Annotated in this window: 15 protein-coding genes; 4 read left to right on the forward strand and 11 right to left on the reverse strand. The window is 69.6% G+C overall.

Annotation, left to right across the window (positions count from 1 at the left end; all coding sequences use genetic code 11):
* Positions 1-93: 93 nt before the first annotated feature.
* On the reverse strand, positions 94-582 hold the full coding sequence (locus OG520_RS39545; RefSeq protein ID WP_124722574.1) for a helix-turn-helix domain-containing protein: 489 nt from the start codon (positions 580-582) through the stop codon (positions 94-96).
* 323 nt (positions 583-905) lie between these two features.
* On the opposite strand from OG520_RS39545, the gene OG520_RS39550 reads away from it, so the two are divergent.
* From OG520_RS39550 to OG520_RS39565, 4 genes are all read left to right on the forward strand, one after another.
* Positions 906-1739: a thioesterase family protein gene (locus OG520_RS39550; protein WP_362012630.1), complete on the forward strand. Its 834-nt coding sequence runs from the start codon at positions 906-908 to the stop codon at positions 1737-1739.
* Positions 1736-2152 (forward strand): hypothetical protein, encoded by a 417-nt coding sequence (locus tag OG520_RS39555; RefSeq protein ID WP_124722576.1) that lies wholly within the window; start codon positions 1736-1738, stop codon positions 2150-2152. The genes OG520_RS39550 and OG520_RS39555 overlap by 4 nt, the downstream gene beginning before the upstream one ends.
* Positions 2142-3587, forward strand: coding sequence for an MFS transporter (locus OG520_RS39560; RefSeq protein ID WP_124722577.1), 1446 nt, complete (start codon positions 2142-2144; stop codon positions 3585-3587). The genes OG520_RS39555 and OG520_RS39560 overlap by 11 nt, the downstream gene beginning before the upstream one ends.
* 632 nt (positions 3588-4219) lie before the next feature.
* The gene (locus OG520_RS39565; RefSeq protein ID WP_406016371.1) at positions 4220-5284 is read left to right on the forward strand and encodes an IS110 family transposase; all 1065 of its coding nucleotides are present in this window, start codon (positions 4220-4222) and stop codon (positions 5282-5284) included.
* Between the two features lie 53 nt (positions 5285-5337).
* Here the strand turns inward: OG520_RS39565 and OG520_RS39570 are convergent, their stop codons facing one another.
* The 10 genes from OG520_RS39570 to OG520_RS39615 all read right to left on the reverse strand — a co-directional run bounded on the left by OG520_RS39570 (position 5338) and on the right by OG520_RS39615 (position 17415).
* Positions 5338-5805, reverse strand: coding sequence for a hypothetical protein (locus tag OG520_RS39570; protein WP_124722578.1), 468 nt, complete (start codon positions 5803-5805; stop codon positions 5338-5340).
* Between the two features lie 272 nt (positions 5806-6077).
* Entirely contained in the window at positions 6078-6977 is a 900-nt protein-coding gene (locus tag OG520_RS39575; RefSeq protein ID WP_406016372.1) for an IS3 family transposase, read from the reverse strand.
* Positions 6974-7303, reverse strand: a complete 330-nt coding sequence (locus OG520_RS39580) for a transposase (protein ID WP_266693273.1) — start codon at positions 7301-7303, stop codon at positions 6974-6976. The genes OG520_RS39575 and OG520_RS39580 overlap by 4 nt, the downstream gene beginning before the upstream one ends.
* A gap of 286 nt (positions 7304-7589) precedes the next feature.
* Positions 7590-8396 carry a transposase gene (locus tag OG520_RS39585; protein WP_331737218.1) on the reverse strand — a complete coding sequence of 269 codons (807 nt, stop codon included), beginning with the start codon at positions 8394-8396 and terminating at the stop codon, positions 7590-7592.
* The gene (locus OG520_RS39590; protein WP_406016373.1) at positions 8303-8836 is read right to left on the reverse strand and encodes a hypothetical protein; all 534 of its coding nucleotides are present in this window, start codon (positions 8834-8836) and stop codon (positions 8303-8305) included. The genes OG520_RS39585 and OG520_RS39590 overlap by 94 nt, the downstream gene beginning before the upstream one ends.
* A 254-nt stretch (positions 8837-9090) precedes the next feature.
* The gene (locus tag OG520_RS39595) at positions 9091-10083 is read right to left on the reverse strand and encodes a TniB family NTP-binding protein (protein WP_317862449.1); all 993 of its coding nucleotides are present in this window, start codon (positions 10081-10083) and stop codon (positions 9091-9093) included.
* Positions 10084-10205: 122 nt separating this feature from the next.
* The gene (locus OG520_RS39600) at positions 10206-12362 is read right to left on the reverse strand and encodes a Mu transposase C-terminal domain-containing protein (protein ID WP_331737505.1); all 2157 of its coding nucleotides are present in this window, start codon (positions 12360-12362) and stop codon (positions 10206-10208) included.
* The gene (locus OG520_RS39605) at positions 12359-13216 is read right to left on the reverse strand and encodes a TnsA-like heteromeric transposase endonuclease subunit (RefSeq protein ID WP_331737545.1); all 858 of its coding nucleotides are present in this window, start codon (positions 13214-13216) and stop codon (positions 12359-12361) included. The genes OG520_RS39600 and OG520_RS39605 overlap by 4 nt, the downstream gene beginning before the upstream one ends.
* A 219-nt stretch (positions 13217-13435) precedes the next feature.
* Positions 13436-14737 (reverse strand): DNA-binding protein, encoded by a 1302-nt coding sequence (locus tag OG520_RS39610; RefSeq protein WP_331747553.1) that lies wholly within the window; start codon positions 14735-14737, stop codon positions 13436-13438.
* Between the two features lie 98 nt (positions 14738-14835).
* Positions 14836-17415, reverse strand: coding sequence for a Helicase associated domain protein (locus OG520_RS39615; protein WP_331737507.1), 2580 nt, complete (start codon positions 17413-17415; stop codon positions 14836-14838).
* Between the last annotated feature and the right edge of the window lie 673 nt (positions 17416-18088).

Consider the following 18088-nt stretch of genomic DNA (forward strand, 5'->3'; position numbering starts at 1 on the left):
AGCCGGCTCAAGGATCCGACGGTGATACCGGAAGCGGCGGCCGGCAGGGGGCGCCGGCGCCCGGTACGGGCGTCCGGCGAGGGTTCCGGATGATCACGTGTCCGTCGGCGACGGTGCGCCGGGGGAGTCTGCCGCGGAGCGCTGGGGGACGCCACCGATGCGGACCGCGCGGGCGCTGTCGGGAGGGACGGGCCGGCTGCAGGCGTCGCAGACGGTGCGCGGATGGAGGACCGCGCCGCAGTCGTGCCGGAACACCGTCGGGGCCTCTCCCTCGGTCACGTAGTGGTCGCCCCACTCCTTGAGGGCGAGCAGGACCGGGTGCAGCGCGAGTCCGGCCTCGGTCAGCGTGTACTCGTAGCGCGGCGGGTGGGCCTGGTAGAGCTCCTTGGCCAGGACGCCGTTCTCCACGAGCTTCTTCAGCCGGGTGGTGAGGATGTCCCGGCTGGCGCCGGTGTTCGCGGCGATCCGGTCGAAGCGGCGCACCCCGAAGAACACCTCCCGCAGCGCGAGCAGGCTCCAGCGCTCGCCGATGACGGCGAGCGAGTTCGCGATGGAACAGGGGCGCGGGCGGGCGACGGTCATGGGTGTGGACCTCCGGGGAGTGGGCGCCGTGCCGGGGCGGCACGGCGCATGCGGGCGTCGCTCCGGGTGCGGAGCTCGTCGGCCGCCGGGAGGTTCCGGGCTCACCTGCCGCCCCGCAGTACGTCGTCCATCGTCTGCCTCCCGGGCCGGTTGACCTCTCATCCTAGACCAGTGGGTTGGAAAAAAAGACCCATGAGGCGGAGCCTGGGGGCGGTCCGGATCAGAGTGCATTTGTTTTTCAAACTAACTCCCTTATAGTGAGTCCTGTTTTCCAACTATCTGGCTCGGGCATTCCTCGGGCCCGACCGAACGAGGAGACCGGAATGAGGACTTCACCACCCGGCAGCACGTCTGTCACCGATGAGGCGGTGGCCCGGATCGACCCCCTGTGGAGGTCCTGGGCGGGCGCGCACGGGGGGCATGTCGCAGCGGCGGCGCTCACCGCCATGCGGGAACAGGGCGTCGGGCAAGGCCGCCCGCTCCGCGCCCTGACCGCGCACTTCCTCGCCCCTGTCGAGACCCGTCCGCTCGGCCTGTCCCTGACCGGACCCCGTAGGGGACGTCGGGCCTCCACCTGTCTCTTCACGGCCCATCAGGACGGAGCCGCGGTGCTCGCGGGGTCGGCGCTGTTTGGCTCCGGCCACCCGGGGCCCGGCTATGACGGGCGGGCCTTCCCCCAGGTACCGGGTCCGGCCGACTGCGTGCCCCTCGACCTGCCCGGCGGATTCGTGGCCTTCGCCCAGCAGGTGGAAGTGCGACCCGCCACCGAGGCGCTGCCCCTCGCCGGGGGCGAGCTGGCCGAGCTGGTGGCCTGGGTGCGATTCACCGACGGGCGGCCGCTGGACGAGGCCGCGGTCGTCACCCTCACCGATGTCCTCCCGCCCGCCCTGTTCGCGTGCTGGCGCACCCCGCGTCCGGTGCCGACCGCCGAGCTGACCATCCACTTCGCCGACACGCCGGCCTCCGAGGTACTCACGGACCGGGCCCTCGTTCGGATCCGTACCGAACAGGCCGGCGGCGGCTGGGCGGTCGACGACAGCGAGGTGTGGTCGGCCGACGGCCGACTGCTGGCCCTCGCCCGGCAGGCCCGCGTCGTCCAGGACGCCCCCCCGGAGAACGCCCCCTCGCCCTCGGCAGCCCCCCGGGAGACCTCGTGAACACCGGCGGAGCCATCGCGCTCGTCACCGAAGCAGGCCGCGGACCGGGCCGCGCCGTCGCCCCCGTCCCCGGAAGGAACGGTGGCGGGGCCCCGGCCGACGTACTCCCCGTGCTCTCCCGGCACACGCTGCCGCAGACCGGCTCGTACGGCACCTTTGAGTCGGCGGCCCGGCCGATGACCAACGCGGTGCGCGAGGAGCTGCGTGCGCAGGGCACCCGCACCGTCGCCGTGCACCCGGAGTTCATCGACACCGACATGGCCGCCCACGTCGACCGGGCCGGGATCATCCCTGCCGACGTGGTCGACCAGGTCCTCGACGCCGTCGAGGCCGCCCGCGAGGAACTCCTCGCCGACGACGTCCCCCGCCAGGCCGGGGCCATGCTGTCCGGAGGAGCGAACCATGACCACTGAGCTGCGTGACACAACGGCCGAGGAGCGCGACGACGCCCGCGGCAACCGCCCCGGGCCGGTCCTCGTCGCCGCGTGCCTGGGACTGTTCACGGTGTTCCTCCAGACCACCCAGACCATCGGCACGCTCGGCGCCGTCCAGGCCGATCTGCGCCTCGCCCCGGCCGACATGGTGTGGGTGCCGAGCATGTACACCCTGGTCGTGGCATCCTGCGTACTCGGCGCGGGCGCCCTGGCCGACCGGTGGGGTCGCAAGCGCGTCTTCCTGACCGGGACCGCGGCGATGGCCGCAGGCGCTCTGGTGCTGGTCCTCGCCGACAACCTGGCCACCCTCCTCGTCGGCCAGGCGATCGCCGGTCTGGGCGGTGCCCTGATCACCCCCAGCTCTCTCGCGCTGATCACCCACGCCGTCCGCGACCCGCGCCGCCGTGCCGGGGCGATCGCCGCATGGGCGGCCACCTCCGGGCTGGGCCTGGCCGTCGGCCCCCTTGTCGCGGGCCTCGCACTGCGCTGGTGGACCTGGCACGCGGCCTTCTGGCTCAACCTCGTCATGGCGGGCCTCGCAGCGATCGTCGCGCTCGGCCGGGTCGCCGAGTCCCGCAATCCGGCCCAGCGCCTGGACTGGGCGGGACAGTTCACCGCGATCGCAGGTCTCGCGCTCCTGGTCTTCTGGCTGATCGACGGCGGTCACCACGGCTACGGCTCCGCACGGGCCCTGGCCGCCGTTGTGGCAGCGGTCCTTCTGCTGGCCGCCTTCGCTCTGGTAGAACTGCGCCGTACCGCCCCCATGGTCGACCTGCGGCTGATGCGTGATCCCTCCTACAGCGTCTCCCTCCTGCTGGCCGGGACCGTCCTGTTCGGCTTCGTCGGCCTCAGCCTTCTCCAAGTGCTGTGGCTGCAGCGGGTACGGGGCCTGACCGCCCTGCAGGTGGGCGTTCAACTTCTTGCGGAATTCGGTGCGTTCATCGCCGCCTCGGTCCTGGCTGGCATACTGGTGCGCCGGCTCGGGCCGCGCGTCCTGATCACGGCGGGCCTGCTGTTCGCGGCCGTCGGCGCCGTCCTCTTCGCGCAGGTCGGACCGGGCACCGCGTTCGCCGGGTACGCCGCTGCGTTTGTCCTGTTCGGCTTCGGCTGCGGTCTCGCCAACGCCCCGTCCACCGCCCTCGCCGTCGGCCACGTCCCACCGGGCCGCGAGGGCGAGGCGGGCGGCACCGTCAACGCCGCCCGTCAGATCGGCGCCGTCCTCGGCACCAGTATCCTCGGCACACTGGTCACCACCCGCTTCGAGGACCGCGTCGCCCACGTCCGCGACCCGCGCATCGCCTTCACCGACGCGGTCACCCACACCACCTGGGTCGCGGTCGCGGTCCTCGGCGCCGGCGCCGTATTGGCACTCGGACTGTCGGCCTGGTCCCGCCGCAGGGCAACCGCCGGGTGACCGGGGCGAATGAGGCAGGGCGGGAAGCTGAACGCCACCCGGGCCGACGAACCTGAACCGCCTGCCCGCCCGTTTGCCCGCCTGCCCGTCCGGCGCGGTTCGCGAGGGCGGGCGGTTCAGGCGCGGGCGGGGCGGGTTCAGACCGGTTCGGGGGTGTCCTGCGGCGCCTCGCCGAACCGGGCCAGGGCCAGCGCGCCCGCCACCGCCACCACGAAGCCGACGACGGGCCGCGCCGTCGCCAGCAGTCGTGCCACCCCGTCGGCACAACCCGACAATCTCGGCCTTGAACTCCGGCGTGAATGAACGGCGAGGGCGGCGAGGCTTTTTCTTCCCCATGCTCTCCATGAACAGAGCCGAGCCTGCCAGTTGATCATGCTGCCCCGCCGGGGATCCCCAAGATCCCCGACTGTGAGGATGAGGCGGCACCGCTCGAGGGTCTGACCCGATCCCCGATTGACGCTTCGGCTGTCCTCACTCTGAATCGTCGGCCTTCCGAGCGGTGCCAATGCGTGTACCGGCCGGAGATCGTGACCTCATAGAAGCTTGACCCAAGCGGTCCCATCACAGTCGTGTCCGTCTGTCGGCCAGTGCGCGCGAACCCACTCGCCGCGCACGGAAGGAACCCGGCCACCATGTCACAGCCGATCGAGGTGATCGGCGGGATCGACACCCACACCGATCTCCACCAGGCCGCCGTCATCGACACCATCGGCCGACACCTGGCCACCGAGGCGTTCCCCACAACGCCCACGGGCTACCGAGACCTGCTGGAATGGCTGCACTCCCACGGCCAAGTACTGGTCGTGGGCATGGAGGGCACAGGCTCCTTCGGTGCCGAACTTTCCCGCTATCTCCATACCAACCAGATCACTGTCATCGAGGTGGACCGACCCGACCGTCGTGCTCGTCGCGCGGCTGGGAAGTCCGACCCCATTGATGCCTACGCCGCCGCCACCGCAGTACTCGCCGGCCGCGCCACAGGCACCCCGAAGCACCGCGATGGCGCGGTCGAGGCAATCCGCGGACTGCGCGTGGTACGCGCCAGCGCCGTCAAGGCCCGCACCCAGACCATCAACCAGATCAAATCACTGATCATCACCGCGCCCGCTGCGGTACGCGAAGCACTGCGCTCGCTGACCACCACCAAGCTGGTCCGACGACTGGCCGCCAGCCGTCCGGGCACCGACCTGGCTGCCCCGGCCACAGCCGTCAAACTGGCCCTCAAGCGTCTGGCCAAACGCTACCGGCACTTGAGCGAGGAGATAGCAGAAGCGGACGCCGACCTGCGCGTCCTGATCACTCGCACCGCCCCCGGCCTGCTCGCGCTGCCGGGCGTCGGGACCGAGACCGCCGGGCAGCTACGGGTCACCGCCGGCGACAACCCCGACAGGCTCGCTTCAGAGGCCTCATTCGCCCACCTGTGCGCCGCCTCACCCGTGCCAGCCTCATCCGGGCGCACAGACCGCCACCGACTCAACCGTGGTGGAGACCGCCAGGCCAACCGCGCGCTGCACACAATCGTGCTGGTCCGCATGCGTCACGACCCGCGCACCCGCGACTACGTCGCACGACGCACCCTCGAAGGACTCAAGACGAAGGACATCTTCAGATGCCTCAAGCGCTTCGTTGCGCGAGAGGTCTACCGCCACCTCACCAGCGCATTCACCGGCGCACCCGGGCCGTCTCCTGCAGCTTGACGATCTATAGAAGCTTCAGAGTCACCGCCACGACTTTGCCGACGCCCTGAGGCTCAGACGTGTTCGCCATTACTATCTTCCGCATACCATTTACCACAGTGCTTCTTCTCGCGCGGGTAAAGAATGCAAACCCGTACGGAATGGTCTGCGTTATTGAAAAACCCGAAGCGGATGCCTATTCCGATTTCGGAGATTTTAGTCGGCCCACACACCATGTTGGGTTTACTGTTCGGGAGTGCGTTGCCGAGCGTCCTCTCCAGGGAGATCTTTACGTCGGGGCGTTTGGTCGAAGTGATTTCCGCGTAGGTCTTGTCGGAGATCCTGTACTGCCAGAGGCGGACGTGAGTCGACTTGTAGGATGCGCCGTACCCCTTTAGGCGGGCGTTCAGGTCCGCCAGAGGGGGCGCGTCACAATGACGAGTCACTTCACGGGTTGCTGCGGGACTAGCTGGGGCACTCGTGGCCGGGATGAGCAGCGTGGCAGAAACAGCTGCGACACTCAACACAGACTTGACGAACATTTATGACTCCTCTCGCTGTCTCCGGGGCTTGGGGACCGTGGGATGCCGCCGTGACGGCCTGATCCGAGCGCCCCGGTTCTTCGGTCTCTGAAACGTCCGGCAGGCCCGGCCCGTATTAACGGGCCGGCCGACCCTTAAGACGTTAGGGCGTGCGGTTTTCTTGGGCCAGCGTGCATGGTGCTCAATGTCGGGTGCGGGTTGTGCACGGTGCTCAGACGGCCCGGATGTTGGCGATGTGGAGCATGTCAATCCCCTCGTTCTGTGGAGATCTTCTATGCGGCCAGCCCCAAGGCGGAGTTGGCTCGGTGGTCGTGTTCGTAGTCGATCGGGCTGTGGTATCCGCACACGCTGTGTAGTCGGTGGGTGTTGTAGAAGCCGGTGATTCTCAGCCGGGCCTCGGCCCGGGTAGCGAAGGTGTGCCGGTAGACGTACTCAACCTTGAGCACGCTGTTGAACGCCTCGCTGACGGCGTTGTCGAAACATGACCCGACCCGGCCCATGGACTGCGTCACGCCCAGGCGCCGGCAGGCGCGCTTGAACCGCCGGGACACATATTCGCTGCCGCGATCCGAGTGGAAGAGCACGCCCTTCACGTCGCCACCGCGGGTGGCGGCAGCCATGTTCATGGACGCGACGACGAGCTCGGCGTCGTGTCGTTCGCCCATCGCATAGCCGAGCAGGCGCCGCGAGAACAGATCGATCACGGTGGCCAGATACAGCTTGCCCTCACCGGTGACGATCTCCGTCATGTCGCCGGCCCACACCTGGTCGGGTGCGTCCGCGGTGAAGTCCCGGCGCACGAAGTCCGGAGCCGCGGCCCGTTTGCCGGGCCTGGTCAGCCCGCGGCGCCGACGGATCTTGCGTCCGGCCAGGCCGAGCTCGGCCATGATCTTGGCGACGGTGTTCACCGAGACGCGCCATCCTTCCCGCAGGAGCCTGATCCAGACCTTCGGTGAGCCATAGGTGCCGCCCGAGCCCTCGAAGATCTGCTTGATGGCCTCGGCCAGCTTCCCGCGCCGGACCTCGCGGGTTGTCATGGGCTTGCCGCGCCACTTGTAGAACCAGGACTCCGACACCCCAAGAACCCGGCAGGCCAGGCGGTGCGGGACGTGGTGCTCGGCCCTCTGGTTACCGATGAACGCGGCCAGTGCCGCGGGATCGGACTCGGTCATTTCACCCAGAGGGCCATGCATCGCTTGAAGACATCACGCTCCATCTCCAGCTCCCGGATGCGCTTGTTCTTCTCGCCCATCTCCCGCCGCAGCCGCTCCAGTTCCGCGCGCTCGCTCTCCCGCACCCGCCCGCCACTCTCCGCGGCCGCGGGCCGGTCGGACGATGCCGACCCGTTGCGGCGCCACCGCGAGACCCAGCTGTGCAGCGTGCCCGGATGGACACCGAGCTCCTCAGCGACCTGCGGGATCGGCTTCCCCGTCTCGATCACGATGCGTACAGCACCCTCACGGAACTCGGCGTCGTACGTCCGCTTGTCGGTTCCCATGAACCTCAACTTCCCCTGCAATCACGGACTCCACGCTACGAGGGGAGGGACACCTGCGCGCCGACGCGAAGGCCGCCGAACGACTCCGCCACGAACGCTTCGCCCCAGCCACCACCCCCACCCCCGCGCTGCGCCTGAACACGATCACCGCCACCGAAGCCACTCGAGAGCTATCCCGCTACGAGGAAGCCGACCTCACAGCGCTGGCGCTGCCCGATCTGATCCCGCCCGCACCACCATCCGCCGACTGGGCCACCCCCGACGACTCTGCTGCGCAATTCCTGGGTCAGGCTGTGAGTCGGTAGGCGAGGCGTTCGAGCCGGCTGCTGCGGGTGTGATGCTGGTCGTGTCCGGTCCAGTGGGCGTCGAGTCTGATCACGTTGAGTGCGGTGGCGGAGAAGGCGTGTTGGAGGCGGACTTTCGGTAGCCCGCGGTAGCGGGCCCGGCGTATGCCGGTGATGTCGAGGGCTTGATTGATAGTGCCTTCCACACCCGCTCGCAGGGCGTACTTGGCCTTCCACGTCTCGGTCTTCTGCTCGGCGCGGGCCTGGGTGAGGGCTTCTTCTGGCTCTCTGGGGCGCAGGGTGAGCATGCGGCGGCCTTTCGCGGAGCTGGTGCATTGGTCGCGGAAGGGGCAGGGGCGGCAGGTGCGGACGCCGAAGGTGATGACGATCGTGTCCGTTCCGTGCTGTTTCACGGGGTTCCAGTGCGCGCTGGTCTTGCCGGCGGGGCAGCGGACCTGGCGGGCCCTCCAGTCGATGATGAAGGCGCTCTTGTCGAAGCCGGCGTGGGCCTTGGCCTGGGCGGAATGATCCAGCAGAACCGGGGTGACCATACGGGTGCCCTGTTTCAGCGCGGCGGCGATGAGGTCGGCGGATGGATAGCCGGAGTCGAGGTAGTGCTCGGCGGGCCTGATGCCGTGCTCGGCCAGGCGCTGTTGGACCGGGGCGGTCGCTTTCACATCGGGCACGGTGGCATCGGTGGTGCACACGTCCGTGATCAGATTCGGTGCCGCCCGGACACCGGCTTCGGCTTCGGCTTCGGCTTCGGTGGGAGTGTCGCGGGTCTCGGTGAGATGGACCTTGTAGCCCATCCAGAACAGGCCCTCGCCCTTGGCCGCCCAGCGTGCGTCCGCGTCGTAGGGGAGGCGAGGCGGCGATGACCGGGCGGGACACCCTCGTCGTCGGCGGCCCGCTTCTTGATCACCTCCCGTCCCCTGGCGTCGGTGCTCAGGTAGTACGTCTGGACGAGGATCTGCCGCAGGATCTGTACGGACTCGATCTCACGGATCCATGGGGGTGTGCCGGGTGACCAGGCCGCCCGGCACAACGCCAGCGCGTCCTGGCCGAAGACCTGCGCGAGCCGGTCGCGTTTCGTCTGCGAGGCGGGCATGCGCCAGCCGTCCACCCGCGGCCCGTACCGGTGAGCGAACTCGGCGACATCGACCTGCCCGGCCAGCCACGACGGCGCCGCGACAGCCAGGGCCTCCAGCGCCGCCCGCACACTCTCCCCGGCCAGCTCGAGGCGGTTCAAGTCCCGCACCGCACTGATCACATGGGTGGAATCGGTTAACGCTGGGGGTGGTTAGTTGCGGTGGTGTGTGGTTTGTGAGCTGGGGTGTTGATGATTGATTGAGAACGGTTTCGGGGTGGTTTTGAGGGTGTGGGATGGGGGTCTGACCTGGGGCTGTTGCAGTTTCGTTGAGACAGAGCGCGGGATGTCGCGGATATGTTCCTGGGTCTAAAGGCATTGACTGTGTTCTTGCTGGTCAGTGGGGTGGCGGGGGGTCAGGACCGTCGTGTACGGGGCCGGGTTGGTGTCGGGGTGGGGCGGTGGTGGGTTTCGGCGAGGTGGTCGAGCTGGATCCCGTCGAGCAAGGTTTTGGTGATTTTTTCGGTGCCGTCACAGATCGCGGTGATCGCGGCTTGGCGGATCAGCCGGGTCAGGCTCCCGATCCGGCCCGCGGTCCGCTGGTGGAGATATGCGGCATGACGGGGGAGGGTTCCGGGCCGATGCTGCTGGAGGTTCAGAGCCTTCTCGAGGCCGGTGATGAGTTCTTTGAACGGCTCGTGTGTCCCGTGCCGGGCGGGCAGCGGCCCGCACTCGATGAGTGAGGCCCTCCCGGCGAGCTGCGCGCCACGCACACCGCTGAACAACGCGGTCGTGGTGACGTCGATGCCCGCGTACACGAACGTCGCACCGATGCGTTCGGTGAGGTCTTTGAGGAGGTCGGCACTCTGGGCGCCGGTGGTGGTGCGGGGGTTGAGGCGGTGGATCTCGTCGATCAGGACGAGACGGACACCGGCCTGCTGGTAGGTGTGGCAGACCGCGTCGGTGATCTGGGCCTGGGTCATGCGGGTGGTGACGGGGATGCCGAGGTAGCGGGCGAATTCGGTGGCGAGGGTTTTCGCGGTGGCACCGGGCGGGACGAGGACGTACGCGACCGGTACGTGCGGATGCTGGAGGCCGGGTGATGGCGGGTTGCGGTGGGTGTGGGCGAGGTGGCAGGTGCGTCCGACGTGGAGGAGCGCGGTGGTTTTCCCGGCCGCCGCGGGCCCGGTGACGATCAGAGAAGGACGAGCAGTCACGGTCTGGTGGCGGCCGAGGATCATCAGGGTGCGGACGCTGGTGGCGAGGGTGTCGATGACCGGGGTGCGGAGGGTGACGAACGCGGAGTGGTAGGCCAGGCGTTCTTCCGTGCTGCGTGGCGGGGCACCGGGCCCGGGAGGCACGGGCGGTGGTGTGGTGGCGAAGTGCTGCCAGCCCTGCCACGTGGTCACCGGCCTGCCGGCGCTACCCGTTTCGGGGACAGCACCCGCAGCCCCCTGCCCGGGCCCGCTGCCCACGTGTTCGTCGCGGGTGCCGACAGGGCGACTGCCCCTGGCCGTGGATGCCTTGGTGTTCACCATTTCAGGGCCTCCGCGCGGGCGTCGTACAGCCCGTACCCGGTATACGGCACGTCCGGTGAGCCGTCGTCCTCACCGGTGTCCTGGTCCGGGGGCGACGGCTCATCCGGCGTGTCGTCGAGAGCGTCGAGGCTGTCGTCGTCTGTTCCGGAAACCGTCTCATCGGCAGCCTGGTCCGGGTGCTGCGGGCCGTCTGAGGCCCGCTGTGCGGGCATAGGCATCCGCACAGGGGCGGTGCGGGTGATCAGGTGCTGTTCGGCGGGGGTGGCATGCCCGGTACGGGCACGGCGCAGGAGCTGGTCGAGGGCGTCGGCGAGGCCGGCCTCGTACCGGTCAGGGTCCAGGTGGCGGGTGACGGTGGTGCGGACGTACCGCCAGGTGCGGTCGTTGAACGGGTGGTGGGCGTGGTCGCGGTGAATCCACGGGATCTCGGCGAGTTGCCCGTCGGGGAGCCGTACCCAGATCTGGCGGACATCGTGCGGGTTGATGCGGACTTCCCATTTCCCGCCGCGGGCCGCTACTTCGGACTCCTGGCCCCGGTAGGGGCCCAGCAGATCACAGTCGTAGGTGCGGTGATGGATACGGATGCCGCGCTCGGTGATGGCCTGCCACCGCACCGGCAGCAACTCCAGATAATCACTGCCGCTCAAAGGGACCGGCACGTACCCGGCGACCGCGACGAGCGCCGCCCACATCTGGTTCGGCGTCAGCGCCGCCCGGGGCAGTACGGGGTGGCGCAGTCCTTCGTGCGGGCGGTGGTGCCAGTGCACGAGCCATTCGTCGAGGAGGTCCTGCAACTGGGCGACGGTGTAGCACGCCTCGCGTTCGATGTCTCTGCCGCGGCGGGTGACGTCGGAACCGGTGTAGCCGGGCAGATGCTGGCAGAACAGGGAGTTGATCGACCCGAAGGTGCGCTCCACGATGCTCTTGGCGGTCGGCGCGAACGGCGGCGCCACCTGCACGCTGATCCCGAGCGTCTCACAGGCGGCGGTGAACACCTGCGACAGGAACACTTTCCCGCGGTCCACAACGATCGTCTCCGGCATCACGACCGGCCGGGCGGCCGCCCCTTGAAGCCGCTCGTCCAGCGACAGCAGCCGATCGCCCGCAAGCAGCCTGGCGTGGGTGAAGCGCAGGGCGTCGGGCCACGCGGGCCTCGCCGGGCGCGGTACAGCCATCTCCGCGAGCAGCAGCGCCGCGTCCACGGCCTGCGTCCCGCCCGGACACAGCACCGCCGCCAGGATCGCCCGCGTGGCCACATCGACGGCGATCGTGAGCTCGGGCCGCCCCAGCGTCCCGTCGTTGAACAGCGCGAGGACATCCAGACGGGTGGTGTCGATCTGGACCTGCTCCCCGGGCCGCAGAGCCACGGTCGGGGTCATGGCGCGCCCGTCTTCCGTGATCGGCGGATTTCGGACCGGCCGCGCGGGGTGGTCGGCCGGGTGGGCGAGCTGATGGACGAGCCGGTAAAAAGTGGCCTGCGCGGGCATGGGCACCGCGTCTCCATGCCGGTCCTTGAGGAGTCGTGCGACCAGCGGCATCAGCGCCTTGACGGTGCCTTTGGAACGCCCCCGCTGCCCGCGCAGCACGTCCTTGATCGCGGTGACGACCCGCTCGTCCTGCCGACCGCCACGGCCCTTCGGGCCGCGGGTGGCGCGGTGGTCGACCAACCCCCATAGCCCCTGTTTACGGTAGGCGAGCCGCATGCGCTGCACCGTCGCCCGCGACACCCGCCCGAACCTCAGCGCGGTCAGCTCCTGCGCTTTGGCCTGCTCCCGCTGGGCCAGTGTGAACCGATCCGGGTCGTACTGCTCCCGTACCGTCCCGCCACTGCCGACCCCGCCGGGAAGGCCGCACTCGACTTCCCGGATGTGCCGCTCCCAGGCCAGCGCCTTCTCCCGCGCCGCGGCCGGCGCCGTTTCGAACAGCCCCCACCGCGGCACCGCCTGCGCCTGATCCGCCTCCGCGCCCAGGACCGCGAAGCCTGGGTCGGCGAACAGATGCCCGGACAGCACCACCTCATCCATCCCGTCCTGGCCGACCAGATGGAAGCCCTGCCCGGCCAGGGCGACGACCTGCCACCGCACCCCCCGGAACCGCACGTGGGCACCGACGGCCACGACCGGCCGCCCACCACGCCGTACCCCGCTCACACCGCCTCCCCGCCCCGGCCACTGCCGCCAGCCGCGCCGCCTTCGCATTGGTTCGTGCCGCCGCTGACGGCCTGCCCCCCTGCTCCGCCACCCACCTCATGTCCGCCGCGACCACGGACGACGTCGCAACCTTGCACGGCGGCGGCCCGTTGATCAACCGGGCCGCCCGTACCCGCAGGGACCATGGGGGAGTGGACCAGGACCCGTTCGTGCAGCGGCACGTCCAGCGCCACGGTCAGCTGCCCGTGCCACAAGGCGTGGAAGGCGACGGGCAGGACTTCGATCGGGTCGCCGACCGCCTCCACGCCGTCGATCAGCGGCCGCGGCCGCGCGAACGCCTCCAGCACGTCGGCCGCAAGTCCCGGGCGGCCCTGGTTGCGTGGGTGCCGGTAGCCGGCCAGCCACTTCAGGTTCGCCACCAGAGTCTTCTCCAGCGGCTCAAGGCGCCGGTAGACGAGCCCTACCTGCGCACACGCCTCCGCGACCGTCTCCGCGGCCTCCAACGCCCGCTCGCCGCCGGCCTCGGTGTGGCTGGGGCAGTCGGCCAGCATCCCGGTGCCGTCCTTGTAGCGGGCGAAGAGCTGCGGCACCCACGAGCGCACCCGCCCCCGGCCATCACGCCACAGCGCCCGTACCGGCCGCCCGGCCAGGCCCACCACCATGGGGTCGCGGTCGAGCACCATCAGCTGCGCCCGCATCGCGTTCGATCCCGACGCCACGTGCCGTCCGGTGGTGGCCGACCACCACAGGCCCGGCCCCCACCGGCGGCCCGGCACGACAGGGAACGCCGACACCGGATCCAGCTCCTCGAAAGCCACCGCCACCGCCGCGTCCGCCCACCGCTGCTGCACCATCCGCCCCACCGGATCGAGGAAGACGGCTTCGAACCCCGCCCCGACCACCACGTCCCGCTGCCCGGCCGCCCTTTCAGGGCCGCCCACCACGCTCCTGCCGCTCATCCCCCCACCCCACCGGTGCCCCCACCGCACCGGACACGTTTCACGGGTTCTGATCACAAGCCGCCGCCTCATGCGCTAAAAGCAGCGACCGGACCACCCCGGCCAGCCCCGGCTCTACTCGCCGTCCGCACCCCGGTACGTCCCGAGGACTTCTACCGCCTCCTCCTCGGACAGCCGCGCCCACCGGGCCACCTCGTCCACCCTCATCCCAGCGTTCACCGCGGCCACCATGACCCGCCCCAGCACCTGGTCGAGCAGATCCGTGCCCCGGCTCAAACCCTCCAGCATGGACCGGGCCACCTCGGCGGTAGTACCGACCTGCGCACCACGCAACTGCTGCAGCTGCTCTTCTACCTCACCGAGGAGATTGGTGATCAAAAAGCGCTGCTCGGCAGGCACCACGGCCCGCCAGTTCGTCCCCGAGCCGGGCAACTTCTTCTCCCCGGCCAAGACCCGCAGCCCTGCAGCCACCGTCGACGGCTGATGCTCCTGCCGCACCCACCACACGTTCTCCCCGAACCGCGCATACAGACCCGGCCGCCCTTCGGGATGACGACGCAGGCGGACAACCGTCCCCATCCACGCGATCAGCGGACCCCCGTAGTCGACCGCGATCAACGGCCCCAACCAAGACCGCCCCACCCGCTCACCGAGACGGCGGCAGAACTTCCCGTCCGCCCCCAACGGCCGCGGCCGTTCACCCCCGCTGTCCACCCACACAAGCTGCGCCATGACCGGATCCAGCAGCGCATCCGCGACCGCCACCACCTCCGGGAAGATCACCGCATCGCGCCCCACCACCCGCCACCACTCCAGATCAACCCCCGCATCACCCCCGGCGACCAGGTGCAGACGCCGCGGCCAGATCTCCTCCCGCTCCCACCCGTACGCCCCCTCCCACCACCGCGCCACCACCGCATAAGCCAGCCCGAACACCTCACCCGGGTCCACACCGGCCCGCACCGCACGACGCACCACACCAGCCCACCGCCGCTGCGCCGCGACCACCTCCGGAAGACCCCGCAGATCGAGGTACTCGCGGGGCTGGTCGGCGTCCGCGTCCAGAGCCCACCGACCATGGCGCACGCACACCCGCTCCCACCGTGGCGCGTACCGCATCACCCGGGCCGGTTCGCCCGTACGCCGTGCCGTGCACAGCCGGCACCCGAACGCCACCGGCCCCGCCACCACGCCCCCGACCCTCCACACCACCCGCCCCCGGCCGCCCTCCGGTCCGTCGAGCTTGGGATCCTCCCGCCCCCACGACGGCAACGCCCGCCCCAGCGACAGCTCCCCGACCCCGCACACAGCGCCCAGCGTCCTTCGGGCTGCCGCGTCCAGCAGCACTTCCCCATCCGCACGCACGGCCCCACCCTCATGACGGGGCCGGTGGTTCACCGCCTGCCAGCGCGCCATGAACGTCTGCTCCTCCATTCCGTAGCAAGCAGCGATACGGCACAGAAAGGAGAACGTCGTCTCCCCGGCGAGAGGAGGCAGCCGTAACACCCCGGCGTTCACCGCGACCGCCCCGCCGTGCCCGCCGCCCACTGCATGCCGAGCTGGTCGAGTTCCGCCCGCCGCTGCTCGGGAAGCTTCCCAGCGCGTTTGCGGACGTTGTCAATCCACGTGCCGAGCTTGACCACCACGACCCCGCCAGCGCCCACCTGCGCACCGAACCCGCCGCCATCGGAAACCAGCTGCTCCTCGTGCTTGCGGGGTACGCGCAGGTGCCCCTCGCGGGCGTGGAACTGCCGCGCGGCCGCCAGGTTGAGCATCCACTTGTCGTCCTGGGTGCGTTGCACCGGGCGCTCGTCCTCACCGGCGGGTCCGAGCCCGAGGGCGTTCTCCAGAAGCCATTGCTGTGCCGGTTGCAGGGCGTCCCATCCCAACCGGCATCCCTTAACCCACCGCCCCAAGTCCTCGCCCTGGACCACGACCTCCCCAGCCTCCCAAGGCACGCTGCCGCCCTGGGCGAGATGGTTCTGCACGAGCCGCAGGCAGCGCTGCCACCCCGCGTCCCAGACCGGTGACCACCCCGGGTCAATCTCGTCCAGTGCTTCCCGCCGCTCCTGCGACAGGCCACCCGCGAAAGCATCGTCGGGCAGTCCGGCCTCCAACTGCTCCGCGCGCGCATCCGCGAGCCTCGCGGCCGTGCGGAGATTCTTCGCCCAGGTCCCGACCGGATACCCGTCCCACACAGCATGGGCCGGCGGCAGGAAATGGCCGTGCTCGGAGGCCCAGCGCCGGGCAGCGGCAAGCCCCTCCTCGAAGGCGTGATCGCGGTGGGACCAGACCACCCCGAGCTCCTCCAACGCCTTCACGCGCTCCGGGGCAAGTGTTCCGGCCCGGTAGTCCATGCGCTGGTTCCGCAGCCATGTCCCCAGCGGGAACCCCGCAGACTCCCACCCCTCATCCACCGGCGTCACGTAGTCGTACGCAACCTTCAGCACCCCGTCCTTCGCCACCTCGCGCACGTACCGCGCCGCAGCCGCGATCCCGCTGCGCCAGTAGTCCGTCTCGGGGTGCAGCACGCGCAGCGCGACGAACCGCGCCACCTCCGCCGGATCCCGCGGAGTGGAGAACCTCAGCAGCCCCTGCGCGGGCGCGCTCGGACCCTTCGCCTCGCCCGTCCGCTCCCGGCCCTCCGCCCCGTCGACGCCCTCGGCCCCGTCGGGCTTCCAACGCCCTGTACGGGGACGGGAGTCGGCGAGCGCCTCGATCACGTCCGTGTCGTGAGCACGCAGCGCCCCGAGGACCTTCGCGAGGGTTTCGTACCCCCTGGAGGTCATCATTTCGTCCGGACTTTCACCAGGAGCAAGGAAAACAGGGACGACCAGGCTGGCGATTTTTCCCTCGCCAGGCTGCATTCGGAGAGCCCGCCCGACCATTTGCACAATATCGACCATTGACCCGCGCGCGTCACAAAAGGCAACAGAGTCACAGTTCTTCGTGTCGACTCCTTCCCCCAGGACGCGAACCGACGCGATCATTTTGAACATGGCCGGACAGGAGACCGTGCCACCCTTCCCGTCGGGCACCTTGACCACGTTCGACGCGAACTCCTCCAGCATTGCCTTTCGGTAGCCGGCCCTGTGGTCTCCATGAAGCCAGGACGCCCCCACCCGCTCCGCCGGGTGGTAGTGCTTCGGATCCTCGGCATACAGCCGCTTCGCGACGGCGGGCAGGCCTTCGGCCATCGCTTCGGCCTCCGCGATCCGGGAGTGGAAGGTGAGGCACTTCCGCAGGTTCTCGTCCGCAGCCGCCGTCAGCAGCCCCGCCTGGAGCGCCGCGAGCCGCGCCCCGCGCACCAGGTCCGAGCCCCGGTCGCCACCCGCCTGCGCGGCATACAAGTCCGGATCGGAAATATCAACGCAAATAACCTGATAGGGGGCAACCAGCCCCCGGGAAATAGCCTGGGAGAGCGTCAGCTTCCAGGCCACAGGCCCGAACACGGGCGACTCGGGGTCCATGCTCGCGATCAGCCGCGGAGCCTCCCGGCCGCCCCGGCGGGCATCCTCGGCGGACTCCCAGATCCTCGCCGTCGCCGTCATGTACAGCCGCCGGACGGCCGGCATCTTCACCTGGTCGTGCACGGCCGCCCACGCCTTCGCCGCATCCCCCGAGGTGCGGTGCGCCTCATCCACGACCATCAGGTCGAAGGCGTCCAGCCCGAGCCGGTGCGCCCCCTGCACCGCCGTGGAGGCAGTGGCGTACGTCGAGAACACCGTCACCACATCCTCGTCCCCCACCCAGGACAGGAGCTCCGCCGCGTCCGTGGTGCAGGGCATCCCGCTGGACGCCGAAACCCGTGACTCGCACGCACCGACCATCGCCCCCGCACGCCCTGCCCGACGCCACTCCGCGGCCATCTGCGCCAGCAGATCCACCGTCGGTACCAGCACCAACACCCGCCGGGCACGCAGTCGTTGAGCGGCCACCGCCGCGATCCTCGTCTTCCCTGACGCGGTCGCCGCGATCACCTGGCACCGCAGCCCCTCCTCCGGCACCGCGACGCCGGCCGGGAACTGGAGATGACGGAGCACGGCGTCGACCGCCTCGATCTGGTGCGCCCTCAGGCCCTGGTCTGTCACCATTCCCCGTTACTCGCCGTCCCGCTCGGATTCGCACTCGTGGTCAGACTCCAGGAGCGTTCCGTCCTCTACCGGACCGAATTCCCACGTCGAGTCACACTCTTCGCAGTATCCGCTTCCGTAGAAACTCACCCGAGACATTCTCTTCTCCTCAATCAGAAACGGACACGAAAGAAAGAGCGACACTATTTCTCAGCTTCCAGTGCCGCGGAGGCATCCGCCCCCGGGCGGACAAACCATCCAGGCCGTGAATTTGACGCATCCTCAACAGGATTTATGGACGCAGCCAGAGTGTCATTTCCTCGGACTCTCCAGTGCTGGTGGGTGTCTGTCCTCTAGGAACAAGGTAGCTGACTCAGAACTATGACGCATGCAGTTCGTGGGAGGATGACCGGAAGTGTTCGCACTCGATACGATCAGGTGCGAACCTCGACAGAATCCGCCCCCGCAGCTTGATGGCTCGTCACCTCACCCAACCCTCGGCCAACCTCCCGTAGCCCGCTGCCCGCGTAGCGGCCCAACTACCAGGCGCGGAGCGGCTGGTAGTGATCCGCCTTGGCGGATCGTCAGGGTCAGCGCGGAGCGCCGACCCTGACCCTGGGCCACGGAGTGGCCCAGCAACCCGAATTGCGAAGCAATTCGGGGAAGTGCCGCGTAGCGGCACCGCGTCGCGTTC

The sequence above is a fragment of the Streptomyces sp. NBC_00984 genome (genome assembly GCF_045162475.1).
GTDB lineage: Bacteria > Actinomycetota > Actinomycetes > Streptomycetales > Streptomycetaceae > Streptomyces.

Excerpts from the sequence above, each read along its gene's own strand:
- OG520_RS39615 (WP_331737507.1), bottom strand. The coding sequence starts at position 17,415 with ATGGTGACAGACCAGGGCCTGAGGGCGCACCAGATCGAGGCGGTCGAC.
- OG520_RS39575 (WP_406016372.1), bottom strand. The coding sequence starts at position 6,977 with ATGACCGAGTCCGATCCCGCGGCACTGGCCGCGTTCATCGGTAACCAG.
- OG520_RS39585 (WP_331737218.1), bottom strand. The coding sequence starts at position 8,396 with ATGGGCTACAAGGTCCATCTCACCGAGACCCGCGACACTCCCACCGAA.
- OG520_RS39570 (WP_124722578.1), bottom strand. The coding sequence starts at position 5,805 with ATGTTCGTCAAGTCTGTGTTGAGTGTCGCAGCTGTTTCTGCCACGCTG.
- OG520_RS39565 (WP_406016371.1), top strand. The coding sequence starts at position 4,220 with ATGTCACAGCCGATCGAGGTGATCGGCGGGATCGACACCCACACCGAT.
- OG520_RS39545 (WP_124722574.1), bottom strand. The coding sequence starts at position 582 with ATGACCGTCGCCCGCCCGCGCCCCTGTTCCATCGCGAACTCGCTCGCC.
- OG520_RS39550 (WP_362012630.1), top strand. The coding sequence starts at position 906 with ATGAGGACTTCACCACCCGGCAGCACGTCTGTCACCGATGAGGCGGTG.
- OG520_RS39580 (WP_266693273.1), bottom strand. The coding sequence starts at position 7,303 with ATGGGAACCGACAAGCGGACGTACGACGCCGAGTTCCGTGAGGGTGCT.
- OG520_RS39605 (WP_331737545.1), bottom strand. The coding sequence starts at position 13,216 with ATGGTGCAGCAGCGGTGGGCGGACGCGGCGGTGGCGGTGGCTTTCGAG.
- OG520_RS39610 (WP_331747553.1), bottom strand. The coding sequence starts at position 14,737 with ATGGCGCGCTGGCAGGCGGTGAACCACCGGCCCCGTCATGAGGGTGGG.
- OG520_RS39560 (WP_124722577.1), top strand. The coding sequence starts at position 2,142 with ATGACCACTGAGCTGCGTGACACAACGGCCGAGGAGCGCGACGACGCC.